Annotated in this window: 16 protein-coding genes; 9 read left to right on the plus strand and 7 right to left on the minus strand. The window is 67.9% G+C overall.

Annotation, left to right across the window (positions count from 1 at the left end):
• The first annotated feature begins 44 nt into the window (after positions 1 to 44).
• Together ASF79_RS03595 and ASF79_RS03600 are read left to right on the plus strand one after the other, a co-directional pair.
• Positions 45 to 3,845 (plus strand): glycosyltransferase, encoded by a 3,801-nt coding sequence (locus ASF79_RS03595; protein ID WP_082495661.1) that lies wholly within the window; start codon positions 45 to 47, stop codon positions 3,843 to 3,845.
• Positions 3,835 to 5,268, plus strand: coding sequence for a DUF5719 family protein (locus ASF79_RS03600; protein WP_055851970.1), 1,434 nt, complete (start codon positions 3,835 to 3,837; stop codon positions 5,266 to 5,268). The genes ASF79_RS03595 and ASF79_RS03600 overlap by 11 nt, the downstream gene beginning before the upstream one ends.
• 12 nt (positions 5,269 to 5,280) lie before the next feature.
• On the opposite strand, the gene ASF79_RS03605 is transcribed toward ASF79_RS03600, so the two are convergent.
• The gene (locus ASF79_RS03605) at positions 5,281 to 5,730 is read right to left on the minus strand and encodes a metallopeptidase family protein (RefSeq protein ID WP_055775371.1); all 450 of its coding nucleotides are present in this window, start codon (positions 5,728 to 5,730) and stop codon (positions 5,281 to 5,283) included.
• A 114-nt stretch (positions 5,731 to 5,844) separates the two neighbouring features.
• Here ASF79_RS03605 and ASF79_RS17010 point away from each other — a divergent pair, with 114 nt between their 5' ends.
• The 3 genes from ASF79_RS17010 to ASF79_RS03615 are packed head-to-tail and all read left to right on the plus strand — an operon-like array spanning position 5,845 to position 8,075.
• A complete protein-coding gene (locus ASF79_RS17010; protein ID WP_055775369.1) occupies positions 5,845 to 6,051 on the plus strand; it encodes a DUF3499 family protein in 207 nt (68 codons plus the stop codon).
• A gap of 48 nt (positions 6,052 to 6,099) precedes the next feature.
• Entirely contained in the window at positions 6,100 to 7,584 is a 1,485-nt protein-coding gene (ahcY, locus tag ASF79_RS03610) for an adenosylhomocysteinase (protein WP_055851972.1), read from the plus strand.
• Positions 7,585 to 7,601: 17 nt separating this feature from the next.
• Positions 7,602 to 8,075: a hypothetical protein gene (locus ASF79_RS03615; RefSeq protein ID WP_055851975.1), complete on the plus strand. Its 474-nt coding sequence runs from the start codon at positions 7,602 to 7,604 to the stop codon at positions 8,073 to 8,075.
• On the opposite strand, the gene ASF79_RS03620 is transcribed toward ASF79_RS03615, so the two are convergent.
• A complete protein-coding gene (locus tag ASF79_RS03620; protein WP_082495662.1) occupies positions 8,072 to 8,947 on the minus strand; it encodes an RDD family protein in 876 nt (291 codons plus the stop codon). The two genes, ASF79_RS03615 and ASF79_RS03620, sit on opposite strands and share 4 nt — an antisense overlap.
• 17 nt (positions 8,948 to 8,964) lie before the next feature.
• On the opposite strand from ASF79_RS03620, the gene ASF79_RS03625 reads away from it, so the two are divergent.
• Positions 8,965 to 9,960, plus strand: a complete 996-nt coding sequence (locus tag ASF79_RS03625) for a stage II sporulation protein M (RefSeq protein WP_055851978.1) — start codon at positions 8,965 to 8,967, stop codon at positions 9,958 to 9,960.
• Positions 9,961 to 9,978: 18 nt separating this feature from the next.
• Here ASF79_RS03625 and ASF79_RS03630 read toward each other — a convergent pair whose 3' ends face one another.
• Genes ASF79_RS03630 through ASF79_RS03650 form a run of 5 tightly spaced genes read right to left on the minus strand, consistent with a single transcriptional unit; the run spans position 9,979 to position 15,416 of the window.
• Positions 9,979 to 11,310, minus strand: coding sequence for a DUF58 domain-containing protein (locus ASF79_RS03630; RefSeq protein ID WP_055851982.1), 1,332 nt, complete (start codon positions 11,308 to 11,310; stop codon positions 9,979 to 9,981).
• 25 nt (positions 11,311 to 11,335) lie between these two features.
• Entirely contained in the window at positions 11,336 to 12,310 is a 975-nt protein-coding gene (locus ASF79_RS03635; RefSeq protein WP_055775354.1) for an AAA family ATPase, read from the minus strand.
• 46 nt (positions 12,311 to 12,356) lie between these two features.
• Entirely contained in the window at positions 12,357 to 13,568 is a 1,212-nt protein-coding gene (locus ASF79_RS03640) for a DUF4350 domain-containing protein (RefSeq protein ID WP_162239061.1), read from the minus strand.
• Entirely contained in the window at positions 13,565 to 14,251 is a 687-nt protein-coding gene (locus tag ASF79_RS03645) for a DUF4129 domain-containing protein (RefSeq protein ID WP_055851985.1), read from the minus strand. The genes ASF79_RS03640 and ASF79_RS03645 overlap by 4 nt, the downstream gene beginning before the upstream one ends.
• A 13-nt stretch (positions 14,252 to 14,264) precedes the next feature.
• Complete coding sequence (locus ASF79_RS03650; protein WP_156366147.1) at positions 14,265 to 15,416, minus strand: hypothetical protein; 1,152 nt, start codon at positions 15,414 to 15,416, stop codon at positions 14,265 to 14,267.
• Positions 15,417 to 15,542: 126 nt separating this feature from the next.
• Between ASF79_RS03650 and mtrA the strand changes: the two genes are divergently transcribed.
• The 3 genes from mtrA to ASF79_RS03665 all read left to right on the plus strand — a co-directional run bounded on the left by mtrA (position 15,543) and on the right by ASF79_RS03665 (position 19,603).
• Positions 15,543 to 16,223: an MtrAB system response regulator MtrA gene (gene mtrA, locus ASF79_RS03655; RefSeq protein ID WP_055775346.1), complete on the plus strand. Its 681-nt coding sequence runs from the start codon at positions 15,543 to 15,545 to the stop codon at positions 16,221 to 16,223.
• Positions 16,224 to 16,292: 69 nt separating this feature from the next.
• Positions 16,293 to 17,918: an MtrAB system histidine kinase MtrB gene (gene mtrB / locus ASF79_RS03660; RefSeq protein ID WP_055853109.1), complete on the plus strand. Its 1,626-nt coding sequence runs from the start codon at positions 16,293 to 16,295 to the stop codon at positions 17,916 to 17,918.
• A complete protein-coding gene (locus ASF79_RS03665; RefSeq protein WP_055851991.1) occupies positions 17,915 to 19,603 on the plus strand; it encodes an LpqB family beta-propeller domain-containing protein in 1,689 nt (562 codons plus the stop codon). The genes mtrB and ASF79_RS03665 overlap by 4 nt, the downstream gene beginning before the upstream one ends.
• Positions 19,604 to 19,690: the final 87 nt, after the last annotated feature.

A 19,690-nucleotide genomic window follows, 5' to 3' on the forward strand; every position in this document is an offset into this window, starting at 1 on the left:
CCTGATCGGCCGGTTGCGCGCGCGGCGCCTAGGGTCTAAGTGATATGCGCGCCCGAGTTACAGCAGTCCTAGTCGCCTCCAACGGAGCGGACTTTCTTCCGCGCACCCTCGACGCCTTGAAGGCGCAGACGAGGCAGCCCGACAGTCTCATCGTCGTCGACGTCGGTTCGACCGATACGACGCCGGCGCTCCTCGCCGGCGCTCAGCCGACCCACTTCATCCAGGCCTCCGGGCGCCTCAGTTTCGGCACGGCCGTTGCTCATGCCCTCGGGGTGGTTCCGCCGCCCGCAGACGAGAACGAGTGGCTGTGGCTGCTCGCCCATGACACGGCTCCGGAACCCGATGCTCTGGCAGCTCTGCTCGCCGCGGTCGAGGTCAACCCGTCCGTCGCCGCGGCCGGACCGAAACAGATGGATTGGGAGCACCCCGACTACATCAGCGAGTTCGGCGAGACGCTGACCCGATTCGGCGCCACCTACTCGATGGCCGAGACCGAGCTCGATCAGGCGCAGCACGACCGCATGAGCGACGTACTCGGCGTCGGCGCAGCCGGCATGCTCGTTCGTCACACGGTGTGGAACGACCTCTCCGGTTTCGATGATGCCCTTCCGACCGCCGACAACGGGCTCGACTTCAGCGTGCGGGTGCGCCTGGCCGGTCACCGGGTCATGGGAGTTCCGGCTGCGCGAATCGCATCGGCCGGAGTGGGCCTCGCGGGCCCGGGTCGGAGCGAGAAGGGGCGCGCCCGGCGAAAGCGCCAGGCCGACCGCCGAGCGGCGCAGCTGCACCGACGTCTTGCCTACGCGCCCGCCTTCGCCGTGGTCTTCCACTGGCTCTCGCTCGTTCCCCTCGCGATTGCGCGCAGCCTCGCGCAGTTGGTGCGCAAGCAGCCCGGCGCCATCGGCGGCGAGCTCTCCGCCGCGTTCCGAACGGCCTTCGGGTCACGTGTGACCGAGGCGCGCCGAAACCTGCGTTCCGCCAAACGGGTCGGATGGAACACCATCGCTCCGCTTCGCATCCCGGGCGACGAGGTGCGACGTCGGCGCTCTCTGCAGCGCGAGATCGCCCTCACTCATCTGCGCGGTGAGAAGGACCGCATCCAGTTCATCGCCACGGGTGGCGTCACGACCGTTCTGATCTTCGCGGTTCTCGGTCTCATCATGTTCGTGCCCCTCATCGGTGCGGTGGCCCTGACGGGGGGTTCGTTGCTTCCGGTGAGTTCCACCCTGGGCGAGCTGTGGAGCCACGTCGGCTACGGCTGGCGCGACATCGGTCTGGGCTTCGTCGGTGCGGCCGACCCGTTCACGACCGTGCTGGCCGTTCTCGGATCGATCACGTTCTGGTCTCCGTCGCTGGCGATCGTGGGTCTCTATCTGGCCGCACTGCCGCTCGCGGCGCTGGCCGCGTGGTTCCTCGCTGCTCGCCTCACCGACAAGCCCTGGCTGCGGGCAGTCGCCGCCGTGCTCTGGACTCTGGCGCCCACCTTTCTCGCCTCGCTCGACGAGGGAGCCGTCGGCTCCGTCCTCGCGCATCTGATGCTGCCGTGGCTCGTGCTCGCCGGTCTGGCCGCCCGCAAGTCGTGGTCGGCGTCCGCCATGGCCGCGATCCTGTTCGCGGTCACCCTCGCAGGCGCGCCATCGCTGTGGCCCGCCCTGCTCATCATCTGGATCGTGTCCGTCGCCACCGCGGGCCGTAACGTCGCGCGCTACGTCGGCATCCCCATTCCCGCCGTCGCGCTCTTCCTTCCATTGGCCTGGGATCAGTTCCGCGCCGGCAACCCGCTGGGTCTGCTTGCAGATCCGGGCGTCCCCGTCGTGCGTGAACCCGGGTCTATCCTCGCGCTGGTGAGTGGTATCCCCGACACGGCCCAGAGCGGATGGACCGGCCTGGCATCGATGGTCGGCATCGATTCGTCGGTTCTTCAGATCGTGCTGGCGATCGCCGTCGTTCCGCTCGTGTTGGCCGCGATTCTCGCGCTGGTTCTGCCGGGCCCGAGCGTCACGCGGGCGATCATCGCCGTCGTCGGTGCGCTTCTCGGCCTCGCCACGGCGATCGCCTCCACTCGCATCTCGCTCGATGCTGTCGGTGCCGATCCCGTGACGCTCTGGGCCGGACCCGGCCTCAGCTTCTACTGGCTCGGGCTCATCTGCGCTGCGGTCGTCGGCCTGCACGCGCTCAAGCGGTTCTCGCTCGCTCCGGGATTCCTGGCCGCGACCACCGTCGTCGTCGTCGCGGTGCCGCTCGTCGCTTCGACGCTCCTCGGAAGCTCCGCCATCCAGACCACGGATGGCCGCCTGCTGCCGGCCTTCGTCACAGCCGAGGCGGCATCCACACCCCGGGTCGGCACGCTCGTACTCACGCCGCAGCGTGACGGAGGTATCAAGTCTGCGATTGTCACCGGAACCGGCGTGACCCTCGACGACCAGTCGACACTCGCTTCGACCAACCGAGACGCGACGCGCGACGCCGAGCTGGCAGACCTCATCGGCAACCTCGCCTCGCAGAGCGGCAGCGACAGCACTTCTCGTCTGGCCGACCTCGGAGTGGAGTTCGTGCTGCTTGCCAACCCGGCGCCGGGCGACACCGATCCTGCGCTGGCGACGACCACGACCCGCTCGACGGCCGCCTTCGATGCCAACGCCTCTCTGACGACGGTGGGAAAGACGTTCGCCGGCACTCTGTGGCAGGTCACGGGAACCGACGGAATCTCGAGCCTGCCCGAGCCGAAGCCCAGCAACCTCGGGTCGCCCACGGGTGTGCTCGTGCTCGTCGTGCAGGGCATCGTCTTCCTTCTGATGCTGCTTCTGGCCCTTCCGGCTGGGCGCCTGCAGCCCCACGGCACCCGCGCGGTGAGTGCCCTCGAGCCTGCAGGGGCTACCATTCCCGACGAGCCCGATGTCGAGGGTGACGACGACGATGACGACGTAGAAAAAGCCAAGACGCCGGATGGCAGGGCCACGGAGGCGGCCGCTACCCCGGTGCCGCGCGGCTCCCTGCGGAGCCGGCTCTTCGCGCGCAAGCCTCGACCCGACGCGGAGGCGGAAGCCGCTGCTGCGGCGGTCGCCGCGAGTTCGGTGGCCGTGGCGTCCGCGCCCGAGGTCGCACCCGGCGAATCGACGACAGGCCCGGCGACGGTGTCGGAGCCGGCGACGGAGACAGCGTCGGAGCCGCCGATGACCGAGTCCGCTCCTTCTATCAGCCCAGCCACGCCCGCGGTGGAGCCTGCTGCCGCCGAACAGACGCCGGAGTCTGAGTCCGAGTCCTCCGCTGCAGCCCCCGGCACCGTCATCCACCCGGGGGAGGATTTCGATCTCATCGGAGCGCCTGCGCCTGACGTCCTTGTCGAGCACGAGCACACGACGCCGTCGCTCGCCGAGCTCGTCGAAGCCCCGGCGTCGACCGAGTTGCCGCCGGTCGAGGCCGAGCCGACCGGAGAATTCGTGGAGTCGCCGGAGGCCGTCCACGAGCCCGAGCCGGAGTTGCAGCCCGAAGCGTCGACTGAGCCCGCGCCCGAACCCGAGCCTGCGCCGGAACCAGAGCCTGAGCCTGCGCACGAATCCGAGCCGGCGCCCAGAATCGAGCCTGCTCCGCGGGCCGACGTCGACAGGTCCACGCTGTCGACCCCCGCGCCCGTGGCCGACGATGCTTTCGTCTACACGCCGCCGCCGACGGCGTCACCGAAGCAGGCCGACCACGAACCCGAGGCCGACTCCGAACCGGCGTTCTCGCATCCGCGTGCCATGCCCGACGACATCGACGAGGGGTACGACCCCGACGCGGAGACCGTGATGCGAGTGAAACCGATCGACCTGAGCCAGGAGGAGGACGACCACGATGGCCGCTAAGCGCACCGTAATCGCCACCAGCGCCCGCGCTCTGGGAGCCGCCCTGACCCTCGGGGTGGGAGCGGCGCTCGTGGCGGGAGCCGTCCTGATTCCTCTGCCGAAGTACTCGGTCTCCGTTCCGTCGGTCGAGGTCGCGCCTACCCCGGTGCCGCAGAGCCTCGTCTGTGCCGGATCGCTTCTCCAGCTCTCGAACGGTGCTGGCGCCGACGCCACCGCGGCGTCTGGCGTGGGCACGCCGAAGCGCAGCAGCGGTGCCGATGAATCCGGCGTCGACATCGAGCAGGCGCCCCTCGCGGCTCCCGACAACTCGAGTGTCGGGGATGCCACCGCTCCGACGGCCGTGACCGCGCCGTCCGCCGACCCCGGTGTGCTCATCGCCGCCGCGCAGTCCGTGGCTGTCGCGCAGGAGGACATCTCGGGTCTCGCCGCGACGAACTGCGCTGAGGCGCAGGCCGATACCTGGCTCGTCGGTGGCGCGACGACCGTCGGACGCACGAGCTTCGTGCTGCTGAGCAACCCGACCGAGGTCACGGCCGATGTCGACATGACCTTCTTCGCCGAGAACGGACGACTCGATGCACCCGGTTCGACCGGGATCACCGTGCCGGCCAAGTCGCAGCGCGTCTTCTCGCTCGCCGGCTTCGCTCCGAACGCCAAGTACCCGGCCGTTCACATCGTCAGCACCGGGGGATATGTCGCGGCCAGTCTGCAACAGACCGTCATCCGCGGTCTCGAGCCCGGTGGCATCGAACTGACCGGCCCGACGGCAGCGCCGTCGACCGATCTCGTCTTCGCCGGGGTGAAGATCACCGGAACCTCCGCGATCGCCGAGCGCCTCTCGGCCGACGGCTACGCAGACTTGCAGGCGGCCCTGCGCGTCTACGTTCCGGGCGATGCCGATGCCACCATCACGGTCTCGGTCGCCAGCGAGAGCTCTGGCTCGGCCGACGGTTCCTACACTCTCAGCGCACCTGGCGGAGTCGTCAGCGAGTTGCCCCTGAAGGACCTTCCCGACGGAAGCTACTCGGTGAGCCTCGAGTCGACCCAGCCGATCGTCGCCGCCGCGCGCACCTCCGTGTTGGCGTCGGGGGCCATCGACTTCGCCTGGAATCAGGCGGCCGCGCCGCTCAAGGCCGATGTGCTCGTGCCGATCGCGCCCGGGCCGTCCCCGCGCATCCATATCGCGAATACGGGCGACGACGAGGCCGACGTGACCCTGCGCACGGCGGCGGGCAACGAGGTCAAGATCGCGGTGCCCGCGGGCGGAACGAAGGGTCTCGACGCGCAGCCGAACACCGTCTACACGGCGTCGATGTCATCGGCCGTGAGCATCAGCGTGGGCTACAGCGGCGACGGTCAGCTCTCGGGCTACACCGTGGCAGCGCCGAGCGAGTCGGCAGCCCCGATCGTCGTCTACCCGTAGCTGGGCGCTTCCTCAGAAGTGACGGAAGCCCTCGGGCGCGAGATCCCATGGATCTTTGCCGAGATAGTCGGCCACAGCTCGAAAGACGCAGCTCTCGATCAGCATGCGTCGGTGCGCCTCGTCGTCTCGGTGGAGGTGGGCGAGGCGCTCGATCGGCACGCGGTAGAGGATGATGCGGTCGCCCAGCACACGCCAGCGCTCGACCCCGGTGTCGGCGGTTCCGGGCTTGCCATTCGCGCCGTAGGGCAGGGCACCGATCTCGAAGACCGCATCCGCGAGTTCGTTCGGCCAGACGCTCCGCAGGTACTCCGCCGTCGATGCGACGGTGGTGTCGAAGAAGTCGATGCGAGTGTTCATCATGGGCAGGTGGGGGCCCGTGACCGCCGAGCGGAGGCCCCTGCCGTGGCGGTTGCGACCGGCTCCTCGAGACGAGGCCGGTGCGATGCGACGTGAGCGAGCCATGGCGAGAGTCTATTCTCTGCGGCGCGACGAGACAGACCGAGGGCGTGGTGCACCGCGCGACACACGATCGATCCTGACCGCCGTGCGGACCACACGGGCGTACGGTGAAGGGTGATGACGAATCGACCGTGTTCCCGAGTAGCGTGCCCCGATGAGGCGGTCGCCACTCTCACGTATGTCTACGCCGATTCTCTCGCCGTGTTGGGCCCGCTGAGCCTCAGCCACGAGCCGCACAGCTACGACCTGTGCACCCGTCACTCGGATCGCCTCAAGGCCCCGCAGGGCTGGCAGGTCATGCGACACGTTCAGTTCACCCAGTAAGCACGCACCTCCCGGGCATGGCCCGCCGCATCTCTTTAGAATGAGAGCATGACTTCTGCTGCTGCCCCGGTGACCACTCTGCCCTTCAAGGTCGCCGACCTGACGTTGGCCGAGGCCGGCCGCCATCAGATCCGCCTCGCCGAGAACGAGATGCCCGGGCTCATGTCGCTCCGCGAAGAGTTCGCCGAGTCTCAGCCGCTCGCCGGAGCTCGCATCATGGGATCGCTGCACATGACGGTGCAGACGGCGGTGCTGATCGAGACCCTCACCGCTCTGGGTGCCCGGGTGCGCTGGGTCAGCTGCAACATCTTCTCGACTCAAGACGAGGCGGCCGCCGCCATCGTCGTCGGTGCCACGGGAACACCCGACGCGCCGGTCGGCGTGCCCGTCTTCGCCTGGAAGGGCGAGACCCTCGAGGAATACTGGTGGTGCACCGAGCAGGCCTTCGACTGGTCTGCCGAGGCCGAGGCCGACGGAGCCGACTACACGGGTCCGAACATGATCCTCGACGACGGTGGCGACGCCACGATGCTCGTGCACAAGGGTCGCCAGTTCGAGCTCGACGGAGCCGTGCCCGACAGCCAGCCCTCCGACAGCGACGAGTACGGTGTCGTGCTCGACCTGCTGCGTCGATCGCTCGCGTCGTCGACCGACCGCTGGACCCGCATCGCCGCCGACATCCAGGGCGTCTCTGAAGAGACGACCACAGGGGTGCACCGCCTCTACGAACTCATGTTCGCTGGCGAGCTGCTCTTTCCCGCCATCAACGTCAACGACTCGGTCACCAAGAGCAAGTTCGACAACAAGTACGGCATCCGCCACTCGCTTCCGGATGGCCTGAACCGCGCGACAGACGTTCTCATCGGCGGCAAGGTCGTGTTCGTGGTCGGCTATGGCGACGTCGGAAAGGGCGCGGCCGAGGCGCTCAGGGGCCAGGGTGCTCGGGTCATCGTGAGCGAGGTCGACCCGATCTGCGCGCTGCAGGCGGCGATGGACGGCTACCAGGTCGCGCGGCTCGAGAGCGTGATCGGCGACGTCGACATCATCGTCACCGGAACCGGCAACGAGAACGTCGTGACGGTCGATCACATCCTGGGTCTCAAGCATCTGGCGATCATCGCCAACGTCGGCCACTTCGACAACGAGATCGACATGGCGGGGCTCGAGAAGCTCGACGGTGCCGTCAAGATCGAGATCAAGCCGCAGGTGCACGAGTGGCGCCTGCCCACGGGGCGAAGCGTTCTCGTGCTGTCGGAGGGACGTCTGATGAACCTCGGCAACGCCACCGGCCACCCGAGCTTCGTGATGAGCAACTCCTTCACCAATCAGGTGCTCGCCCAGATCGAGCTCTACGCGTTCACCGAGCGCTACCCTATCGGCGTCTATGTGCTGCCGAAGCACCTCGACGAGAAGGTCGCGCGCCTGCACCTCGATGCGCTGGGCGTCGAACTGACGGAGCTCACGCCCCGACAGGCGGCGTACATCGGCGTGCCGGTCGAGGGCCCGTACAAGGTCGATCACTACCGCTACTGAGGCCACGAGGTTCGTCTGTGCGACCCGACGAGACGCTCGTCCAGGTCACGGAGAACGCACCGTGGCTTCCGGCGGGCGGGCGTGCTGAGGCATTCCGGGGCGGGATTCCGCCACATCCGATGAGCATGGTGCGACTTCTGCTCGTGCGAGGCGACGAGGCCTTCTGCGTCGCGCGCCCGGAGTCGGGCCGCCTCGATCTGCCCACGCGGATCACCGGTGACGACGACCCCACCGGCATCCAGACGGTGGCGACGCTGGCGCACGACGTGATCGGTGCTCTGTGCGACCTCACTTTCATCGGCGCCGTGCGCAATGTGGTCGCTACCGGGGCGGCCGACTACGCGTGGCCGACGCCCGAGGCGCACTTCGGTCTCTGGACTACGGCGGCGGATCCGGCCATCGAGGGGGAGTGGCTGACGATCGCGAGTGAGGCATCGAGTCTGCGTGAGAAGCACTGGTACCCGATCGTCGCGGGCGTGGGAGCCGGCTAGCGGCGCGGGAACCCGTGCGGCAGACTCTGCAGGATCGGGTCGAGCCGGTTCAGCGCCGTCTTCTGACGTTCGAGCGCGGCGTATTCGCGATCGCGGCGAACGGCGGCGACGCCCGACAGGAACAGCGCGGGATGCACGCTCGGGATGGGTGAGACGAAGGGCGTGACCTCGACAGCGAGTTCGGCGGCGATGCGCTCTCGGGTGGCGGGGGCCATGCTGGAGGCCTGGACGAGGAACTGGCTCACCCGGTTGCCGAGCCGATCGGGCATTCGGGCGACGTCGGCGACGTCGGCCCAGGCCTGGAGCATGACGGGAACGCCACGGGCGTGGCTCACAGGCACGGGCACCCGCTCGTGTTGGCTGTAGGTTCCCGCGAGGAGATCGCCGAGCCTCTTCGACTTGCCGTTGAGAAGAGACGTGACCACCGCGATCGAGCCCAGGGTCATGTAGATCTCGAGTACGCCGACGAGACCCCGAATCACGGAGTGCCTGATCGAGATGGCGCCGCCGTCGTCTCGCACGATGCGCGCGCCGACCGCGAGCTTGCCGACGGATCGGCCCTTCAGCACCACCTCGAGCGTCGTCGGCACGACGACGAAACACAGAACGAGCGCCGAGACACTCAGGGTAGCGAGGAGCGCCTCGTCGATGACACCGCTCTGGCCGAGTGCACCGATGCCCAACATCAGCGCGATCAGGAGGGCGATCGAGATGACGAAATCGATCAGACCGCCTCCGGCACGCAGAACGAAGCCGGCGGGACGCACGTCGAGCGCCACCGCCTCGCCGATCAGAAGCTCGTCGTCGGTGTAGGCATCGGCGAGCGGGTCGGCGAATCCGGCGGCCGGAGAGGCGACACGGGAGTCCGTCATGAATACAATTCAAGCAGATGGATCTCGATGCCTACACTGCTGCCCACCGTGACGAGTGGTCCAGACTCGACGCTCTGAGCAAGAGCCGAGAACTCTCGGGCACCGACGCCGACGAGCTCATCGAGCGCTATCAGGCCGGCGCGTCCGATCTGTCGGCCATCAAGACGACCGTCGGATCGACCTCTCAGGGCGCCCAACTCTCGCTCTACCTCTCGCGCGCCAGGCTCCGCTTCACGGGCGCCGGTACCAATCTCCTGAGGCAGATCCCGGCGTTCTTCGTGTTCCAGTTGCCGGCCGCGCTCTATCGCATCCGGTGGCTCACTCTCGCGCTCGCGCTCGTGACCGTCGGTGTGGCCGCGCTGTACGCCTTCTGGGTATCGAACGACCCGCAGGTGCTCGCCAATCTGGGATCCGACGCAGACCTCAAGAAGCTCGCCGACGAGGACTTCGTCAACTACTACTCCGAGAACCCCGCGGCGTCGTTCACAGGACAGGTGTGGACGAACAACGCCTGGCTCGCGGCGCAGTGCATCGCCTTCGGCATCACCGGGTTCTACGTGCCGATGCTGATCATGACGAACGCCCAGAACTTGGGCCTCAACGCCGCGGTGCTCTTCCACTACGGCGAGGGCGACACGTTCTTCCTCTACATCCTGCCGCACGGACTCCTCGAGCTCACCGCGATCTTCGTGGCCGGCGCGGGCGGGCTCCGCATCTTCTGGGCGTGGATCGCGCCCGGGGCGCGAACGCGGTCGCAGGCGCTCGCCGAAGACGGCCGCGCGCTCTTCACGGTGGCCCTCGGGCTCGTGATCGTGCTCTTCATCTCCGGCATCATCGAAGGGTTCGTGACGCCGCAGCCGTGGCCCTGGGCCGTGAAGATCGGCATCGGAGCCGTGGCGCTCGCGGCGTTCCTCGCGTACATGCTCGTCGTGGGTCGAGCAGCGGTGCGGGCTGGACAGACGGGTGATCTCGAGGAGTTCGAGTCCGGAGCGAAGCAGCTCGTCGCGGGCTGACCGGCGCGTGCGCCGCGGTTACAGGCGTCCTGCCGCCTTCAGCGCGAGGTAGCGGTCCGCGAGCATCGGGGGCAGGGCAGAGGGCGAACCCGTCACGACATCGCCGCCGAGCCGCGTGATCGCCGCGGTGACCCGAGCCATGTCGAGCAGCGAACGCTCCGCCGAAGCGGCCCTGTACGTCTCGTCGCGATCACCGCGCTGCGACACGGCGCTCAGAATCTCGGGATCGGAGACGGCGGCCACCAGAACTGTATGCCGCTGGGCCAGCTGGGGCAGCACACTGAGAAGTCCACTCGACGACGCGGGAGTATCGATGGTCGTCAAGAGCACCACGAGAGCCTGCTGGTTGGTGACGGCTCGCACCTGCGCGGCTACCGACGACCAGTCCGTCTCGAGTAGTTCGGGGTCGACGGTGGCCATCGTGTCGACCATTCGGTTCAACAACTCGCCGCCGCTCGCTCCCGTGACACGACCCCGGATGCGGCGGTCCCACGCGATCAGGTCGACACGGTCGCCGGCCCGCGTCGCGAGGGCCGCGAGCAGAAGAGACGCCTCGATCGACGTGTCGATACGCGGCTCGTCGTCGATTCGAGCGGCCTGGGTGCGGCCGGTGTCGATCACGATCACGATGCGGCGATCTCGCTCGGGCCGCCACGTGCGGACCATGAGTTTCTGCTCGTGCCCGGCCCGAGCATCCCCCTGCCGGGCTGTGGCGCGCCAGTCGATCGAGCGTACGTCGTCGCCGCGCACGTACTCGCGCAGACTGTCGAACTCCGTTCCCTGGCCCCTGATCTGCACACTGGTCGCGCCGTCGAGCTCTCGAAGTCGTGCGAGACGCGAAGGTAGGTGCTTGCGGGAGTTGAAGGGGGGAAGAACACGCACCCGCCCCGGGCTCGTCAGCGTCGCCTGCCTGGCCCACAGGCCGAGAGGTCCGAAGCTCCTGACGGTGACGCCGGCCGTGCGACGGTCACCCCGACGGAAAGGTGTGAGCGTTGTGCGCAGCATCCGACGTTCGGAGGAGGGCACCACGACGTGCTGACGCGTCACGACGGCGCCGGCCGACGGCTGCCAGGCGTCGCGAACGAGGCCCCGCAGTACGCGGCGGTTCTCGTTCGTGATGAAGAGTTCGCTCGAGACCGTCTCGCCGAGACGAACGCGATTCGGCAGCACCCTCTCTACGACGAGGCGGCGCGGCGATGCGGCCAGAGCGAGATCGACGATGCCGAGTGCCACGGCCAGCAGAAGCCAGAGCGCGAGCGTGAGTTCGGCCTGTCGGTAGGCCTCGCCGATGAGAACCACGGGGATGACGCCGAGAGCGACGAGCAGAACGAAGCGACCGGAGACGGCCATCAGCGGAGGTGCTTTCGCCGGCTCATCAGATCGGCACCTGCACCTGGCTCAGGATCGAGCGCAGGATCGAGTCGACCGAGACGCCCTCGAGTTCGGCCTCGGGTCGGAGCTGGATGCGGTGGCGCAGCACCGGCAGAACCATCGCCTGCACGTGATCGGGAGTGATCGCGGGTGAGCCGTTGAGCCAGGCCCACGCCTTGGCAGAGGCGAGAAGCGCTGTACCTCCGCGCGGGCTGACTCCGAGTTTGACCGATGGGCTCTGCCGCGTGGCCCGTGCCAGGTCGACGACGTAGGCGAGCACATCGGCACTTGCACCGACGGCCGCAACCGATGCCTGCGCCTGGCGGAGCTCGCTGGCGCCGAGCACCGCGCTCATTCCGGCCCCCGTCAGGTCTCGCGGGTTGAACCCGGCGGCGTGGCGCTGCAGCACGGCGATCTCGGTGTCACGCGGGGGCAGATCGAGGACGAGTTTGAGCATAAAACGGTCGAGCTGCGCTTCGGGCAGCGTGTAGGTGCCCTCGTACTCGATGGGGTTCATCGTCGCCGCAACCAGGAACGGGTCGGGCAGGGGCCGGCTGAGGCCGTCGACGCTGACCTGTCGCTCCTCCATCGCCTCGAGCAGGGCGGACTGCGTCTTGGGTGGGGTGCGGTTGATCTCATCGGCCAGCAGGATGTTCGTGAATACGGGGCCCTCGCGGAATTCGAAGTCACCGGACTTCGCGTCGTACACGAGCGACCCTGTCACGTCTCCGGGCATGAGGTCGGGGGTGAACTGCACCCTCGTCGTGTCGAGCGAGAGCGCGTGACTCAGCGACCGCACCAGCAGGGTCTTCGCCACGCCGGGAACGCCCTCGAGCAGCACATGCCCCTTCGCGAGCAGGGCGACGATGAGACCCGTCACCGCGCCGTCCTGGCCGACCACGGCCTTGGCCACCTCGGTGCGCACGCGCCCCAGGGCCTCTCGGAGCTGGTCGGGTGTCTGTTCTGGTTGGTCTGTCATGGTCGGCCTTTCGGTGTGGACGCGGGCAGGAGGGGCGGCGAGACGGTCACGGACGGACCGCCCGGGTCACGGCGCCTTCGAGTTCGAGCAGGCGATCGGAGTACGCGACGAGATCGGCCTCGTTCGAGGGCATGGCGGCAACGAGAATCGATTGGATGTCGCCGAGCGGCCTGCCGGGGAGAACAGCGGCGACCGAGGCGATCACCTCGTCGACCGTGGCATTGCGGGGGAGTCCCAGGATCTTCGACAACCGCGTGATCGTTCCGATCCGCAGCGAATCCAGTGCGTGCGTGCGGGCGCCGGCCCGAGCGTAGAGGCGCGCGCGTCCTTCCATGGTCTCTCGTGAGCGCACGGTGACCGGCAGGTTCTCGACGACGAGCGCGCCGAGCCTGCGCCCTCGCCAGACGGCCGCGGCGATGAAGGTGAAGACGACGAGCACGAGCACGGGCGTGACCCAGTCGGGCGTCAGCGAGGTGATGTCCGCGGGCCCGTCGGCCTCGACGTCGGATGCCGTGGGCACGTACCAGACGAGGGTGGCGTCTTCGCCCAGGAGGCCGAGGGCGAGCGCGGCGTTCCCCGCTCCGGTGATGCCCTCGTTGCTGAGGACATCGGCCGCGCCCAGAACCGTGACCGTGCCGTTCGGGGTGTCGTCGTGGACGAGGTAGTACGCGTCGTCGGAGGCGCGGAAGCAGAGCTCGGCATCGCTGCCGGCGGGTGCACGGTACGCGCGTCCGTCGCCGATGATGCTGCCGGCGCGCTCGGCCGCCGGTAGGGAGCATTCAGCCTCGACGCCGTCGGTGTCGCGGGGTGCCCCGGCCGAGGCGATCTCTGGCGCGAAGGCGCGGAGCTCGTCGAACCCCGGCAAGAACAGCACGACCCGATCGGCGAGCTCGGCGGCCTCGTCGAGTCGCGCGTCGTTCAGGTATCCTCCGGGGTCGGCGAAAGCGAGAGTGGCGGTGGGAGCCGCGTCCAGGGCGGCTCGCGCCTCCTGCATGGTGTCGGCCTGTACGACATCGACACCCTGTTGACGCAGCACTTCGGCCAGGGCCTTGCTGCCCTCGGGCGCGGCGTTCGTGATCGAGTACGGGGCACGACTCCCACCGGCTGTGCCGGATGCGACGGCCACGACGAGCAGACCGACGATCGCGACCGCCGCGAGAATGAGCCAGAACCGCCATCGTTTCACCGCCGCGCGGAGCGTGGGCGTCGTGACCTCGGCGCGGGCTGGCGTGCCGCGCTCCGTCGTGTCCGCGATCACAGCGATGCTCCCGAGTCGGCGACCCGCTCGAGCCGGGCCGGCCTGGCCGCGCTGATGTCGCGATCGAGCGCGGCGACCTCGTCGAAGGCTTCTCTCGTGCCCGGCCTGTCGAGGTAGCGCACCCCGTCGAAGGCCCGTGCTCCGCTCGTGAAGGCGTCGACATAGTCAGGGAACGCTCGTCCCGCTCGGGCGGCGAATTCCTGTGCCGTCGTTCCTGGCGTGACGGAGACCACCGTGCGTTCGGCCAGCTGTCGTGCGACGGCGCGGAACATCTCTTCGATCGCCACCACGAAGTCGCCCGAGGCCGCAGCCGCCTGAGCGGAAGCGCGCAGCTCGGCCGCGCTCCGAGCATCCAATGAATCAGAGAACAGGGCGCCCGCCGCTCGGCTCTTTCGTTGCAGCCGGGGGCGGCCGAAGACGATGAACGCGGCCACGATGAGTCCCACGATGAGAACGGTGACGACCAGCGGAAAGAGATCGGGCACGGAGCCGTCCTCCGGGGCGCGGAACGAATCGAGCCAGTCCTGGATTGCCTGCGCGATGCGATCGATCAGGGTGGGCCGCGCCGCCGCGTACTCGGGTTTGGCGAGCTCGTCGATCAGCAGCTTGCGCGCATCGGGAGCGTCGGGATCGACGGGAACGTCGGTGACGGACAGCACGGGCAGAGCGAGGATCGAGAGCATAGGAATAAAGAGGTCAGCCGTTTCTCTGAGACGACACGAGATAGGGGTCTGTCACGTCGTGTGCGCCGCCGCTGTGCCGCGCCTCGACGTAGCGCATCAGATCGAGGTCGAGGCCCTCGCGGCGCATCCGGAGATCGATGTAGACGATAGCGACGGCCGACGACTGCACGACGGCGGCGATGGATCCCAGAATGAGGCTGACGAGAAGGGCGAGCCCGTAGGTCGCGAGAAGCACGACGACGAACGTGGCCGAGTCCTCTGATGCGCCGGTCGGAAAGAGGAAACTGCTCGCCAGACCGCCGATGAACGATATGGGCGTCGTGATGATCTGCGTCGCCGCGTAGAGGATCACGCCGATGAGAGCGAGAACCCCGAAGGTCTTCCAGAAGGAGTTCTTGGTGAGACCCCACGAGCGCCGGATCGACGAGACCATTCCCCGCCGCTCGAGCACGATGATCGAGGGTACGAGGGCGGTCTTCGTTCCCAACCAGATGCCGGATGCGGTCAGCGCGAGCGCGCCCAGCACTCCCACGCCGATCGCGACGCCGATCGCGGCGTCGCCGATCGCCGCGCTGCCGACGACGCCGACGAGCACCGCGAGACCGACGAGCGCCCCGACGGCGAGCACGATCACACCCAGCAGAACGGCGAACCACGCGACGAGAGGCCAGAGTCTGCGCCCGGCGGCCTTCCAGAGCACGCCCATGCGATTCTTCTCACCCAGAGTGCCGCGGGCCACCTCGACGACGAGCACTCCTTGCAGCAGTGCCGAGCCGAGGATCGACAGTGCGAGGGGGATGAGGCTGGCGAGGATGACTGTCGCCCAGGCTCCGGCGGTGACCGCGTCGCGATCCTCGGGCAGGGCGCTGTCGATGCGACCGAACGCCAAGATACCGACCCCGCCGATGACGAAGACGGTGACGATCGACGTGACGAGCTGCGTGATCAGAGCGCTGCCGAACGTGGCACCCGGATTGCGTCGAAGCACCTGGAACGGTGCACCGAGCAGGGTGCCGAAGCCGAGCGGACGCAACGGAAGCAGTCCCGGTCGGGGCGGAGGGGCCCAGGCGCCCGGCGCCGGCGGTGGCAGCTGCGGGTGGCTGGTCGAGGGCGGGCCGAAAGAGGCCTGCGGGATGCCCCCGTATGGTTTCTGGCTGTCGCTCACCGGTGATCCTTCATCGTCGTATCGGTGTTCCCCCGGCATGTCACGTGCTCCCATGCTTCCATACACCGCGCCAGCCCGCAGGCGGCTGTCAATCAAGAGGGCCTCGCCTCGACTAATCTGTAGCGCATGGATGCTCGCATACTGGTCGTCGACGATGACACCGCCCTGGCAGAGATGATCGGCATCGTTCTGCGTGCCGAAGGATTCGAGCCGGTGTTCTGCGCTGACGGTGCGGAGGCGCTCGGCATCTTCCGTGAGTCGAAGCCCGATCTGGTGCTTCTCGATCTGATGCTGCCGGGTCTCGACGGCATCGAGGTCTGCCGCCTGATCCGAGCGGAGTCGGGTACACCGGTGATCATGCTCACGGCGAAGGCCGACACCACAGACGTGGTGAAGGGGCTCGAGGCCGGCGCAGACGACTACGTCGTCAAGCCGTTCAATCCCAAAGAACTGGTGGCGCGCATCCGAACGCGTCTGCGACCGAGCGCCGCCGGATCGCCCGAGTTGCTGCAGGTGGGCGATCTCGAACTCGATGTCGCCGGGCACGAGGTGCGCCGGGGCGATGTGCGCATCGGGCTCACCCCGCTCGAGTTCGATCTTCTGCATGCTCTCGCCGCCAAGCCGCAGCAGGTCTTCACCCGCGAGATGCTGCTCGAGCAGGTGTGGGGCTACCACTACAAGGCCGATACCCGGTTGGTGAACGTGCACGTGCAGAGGCTCCGCGCCAAGGTCGAAGAAGATCCCGACAACCCGCGCATCGTGATGACCGTTCGTGGCGTCGGCTACCGGGCGGGTCAGGTCTCGTAGCACGCTGTGTCGACCGACAGCATCGCCACCGTCGAGGGGCGTCGCACGAGCCGAATCGGGCCCACGATCATGCGCGAGTGGCGCACATGGCCGAGGCAGATCGCACGCGGGTGGCGCCGTTCACTGCAGTTCCGCACGATCGTGATCACGGTCGCTCTCTCTGCGGTCGCCCTCTCCGCCACCGGCGCCTTCGTGTCGACGAGCATCAGCAACGATCTCTTCAACTCGCGACTCGATCAGGTGCTGATCGAGTCGAAGCGCGCGGCGACCTCGGCACAGACGATCTTCGACTCGTCTGACGTGACCGGGCAGGCCGCCAGCCTCTCTCTGCAGAACTCGGTGCAGAACGCCATCACGGCGTCGACGTCGTCGAGGCTGGTGGCGCTGTATGTCACGCCGGGAAGCGAGACGGGACCCAACTCGGCCATCTCGTTCAGTGCACTCAAGCTGGTCGATGTCATCTCTCCCGAACTGCGCAAGCAGGTCTCGTCGGGCAGCGATGACCAGAGCCAGTACTGGCAATCCGTCTCTCTACGCGACGGGCAGAACGCCGTGCCGGGAATCGTGGTGGGAACGCCGCTCTTCGTTCCCGGGGCCGGCGAGTACGAGCTCTACCTCGGCTACGACCTCGCCGAGGCCGACCGCACGCTTGTGTTCGTTCAGCAGACCCTCCTGCTGGCCGCGCTCGCTTTGAGCCTTCTCATCGGTGTGATCGCCTGGGTCGTGGTCAGACTCGTCGTCGAGCCCATCCGGGTCGCCGCAGAGACGAGCGCCAAGCTCGCTGCCGGCGAGCTCGAGGTGCGGATTCCGGAGAAAGGCGATGACGTGATCACCACGCTGGCGCGATCGTTCAATGGCATGGCCGACAGCATCCAATCGCAGATCACGCAGCTGGCCGACCTCTCCCGCGTGCAGCAGCGATTCGTCTCGGACGTCTCGCATGAATTGCGTACGCCGCTCACCACGATCCGATTGGCCGGCGACGTGCTTTTCGATCAAAGGGAGTCGTTCCCTCCCGCGACCTCGCGCACCGCAGAGCTCCTGCACACGCAGACGGAGCGCTTCGAGCTGCTCCTCAGCGACCTGCTCGAGATCAGCCGCTTCGATGCGGGCTCCGCCGAGCTCGAGACAGAACCCACCAGCCTCGTGTATCTCGTCGAAGACTCCATCGACGAGATGAGCCAACTGGCGCTGCAGGCCGGAAGTGAACTGCGCCTCGTAGCCCTCGGCGGTTACTTCGAAGCAGACATCGACGCGCGACGCATCCGGCGCATCGTGCGCAACCTGCTGGGCAACGCGATCGAGCACGGTGAGGGCCGCCCGATCGTCGTGTCCATCGACAGCACGGCCTCGGCCGTCGCGCTCGCGGTGCGAGACTACGGAATCGGAATGACCCCCGAGGCCGCGTCGCGCGTCTTCGACCGCTTCTGGCGCGCCGATCCGTCGCGCAAGAGAACCATCGGCGGCACCGGGCTGGGCCTCGCGATCTCCCTCGAAGACGCGGCCCTGCACGGCGGAGAGTTGGAGTTGTGGAGCGAACCGGGCGCGGGTTCCTGCTTCCGACTCACCCTGCCCCGTCTCAAGGGACGGCCGATCGGGGTCTCACCGCTCCCTCTTCCTCCCCTCGACGCCGATGGCGAAGCCCAGACACACAACACCTTCGACGAGCAGGCCTTCAACGGAGAGACGTCATGACGCGATTTCGATCCCGAGCCATCATCGCCGCCATGGCGTCGCTGACCGTGCTGCTGCTGGCGGGATGCGTCGGCATTCCGAGTACCGGACCCGTGGAGAAGGGTGACGTACTCGCGACATCGGACGAGATCGACATCATCTTCCAGCCCTCGGGCCCGAGGGTCGACGAGAGTCAGGAGGACATCCTCCGCGGATTCATCCGGGCCGCGTTGAACCCCCTCAACAACTTCGACGTGGCGAGGTCATTCCTCAGCAAGAACTTCGCCGATCAATGGAAGCCCGACGCGGGCGTCACCATCGACCAGAGCGGGCGCAGCACCCAGAAGATCTCGGAGACCTCGGTCGACCTGAAGCTCAGCCCGATCGCCACGGTCGACTCCAACGGCGAGTACAGCACGGTGCCATCGGCGGCGCCGGTCAGCCGCAGCTACACGTTCGTGCAGGAGGACGGTCAGTGGCGCATCAATACGGCGCCCGACGGCATCGTGATGCTCTCGACGGAGTTCGCCGAGGTCTACAGCTCCTATCCGCTGTACTTCTTCGATCCCAGCTACCAACGTCTGGTCCCCGACGTGCGCTGGTTCCCGCGCGTCGCATCCAATACGGGCACGCGCATCGCCCGGGCGCTCATCAACGGGCCGTCGGCCTGGCTCGGCGGTGCCGTCGTCTCGGCGTTCCCCGAAGGCACGGGCGTGACGAGCGTTCCCGTCGACGCCGGAGTCGCATCCGTCGATCTGTCGGGCCCCGTGCTCGATTCGAGCGAGGCGACTCTCGAACGAATGCAGGTGCAGCTGCGCTCCAGTCTGCTCGCACTCAGCGGGGTGGCGACCGTCCGTTTGACCGTGGACTCGACAGAGGTTCCCCTCTCCACCTCGAGCGACTCCGGGCCCATCACGACGCCCCGGGTCGACAGCCGCGCACTGGTACTGCGCTCCGGTCAGTTCGGATTCTTCACCGGCAGCTCGCTGACACCCGTAGAGGGGATCAGTGACGATGTCGCCTCACTGGATGCCACCTCGATAGGCCTCTCGGATTCGGTGCCCGGTCTGCAACTGGCCGCGGTCGGAACGGCGGCCGGTGTGTACGCCGTCGCTCCCGCATCCACCCCCGGCATCGTCGACGATCGGCCGGGGCTCATCGCGCCCAGCATCGACCCCGAGGGCTTCGTATGGACGGTCCCCAGTGGGTCGCCTCTCGACATCCGCGTCTCGGCGGCGGGCCGCACGCCGTCGAGCTTCACCGCCACGTGGGACGGAGCTGGCCAGATCGTGTCGCTCGACGTCTCGCGTGACGGCGCGAGGGTGCTCGCGTTCCTCACGATGGATGGCGAGCCGCGCCTCGTGGTCGCCTCGGTCTTCCGCGACAAAGACGGCACGCCCACGGGCCTCGGTGAGCCGGTCGACCTCGCCGAAGGCCAGGGCACGGCGGTGGATGCGACGTGGGTCGACTCCCTGTCGGTCGCGTCGGTCACGCTCACCCCCTCGGGCGACAACTCGATCGTGCAGCAGCAGATCGGAGGCACGACCACGCAGTTGGCCGATGCGTCGAAAGTCGTCTCGATCGTGGGGTCGAACGACGTCGTCGGACTCCGCGTCCTGTCGTCCGACGGCAATATCCTGCAGCAGAGCGCCAACACGTGGCAGGTGAGAGCGGCCGACGTCGCGATCCTGGCGACCCAGTACTGAGTCCTCTCCTCGACGCCGGGTAGACGAGCGGGTTCTGCACAGATCCGCTCGCTGCGCCGGCGCCGGGCGCCACGCAGAGCATGATCG

Source organism: Agreia sp. Leaf335 (genome assembly GCF_001423605.1).
Taxonomy (GTDB): domain Bacteria; phylum Actinomycetota; class Actinomycetes; order Actinomycetales; family Microbacteriaceae; genus Agreia.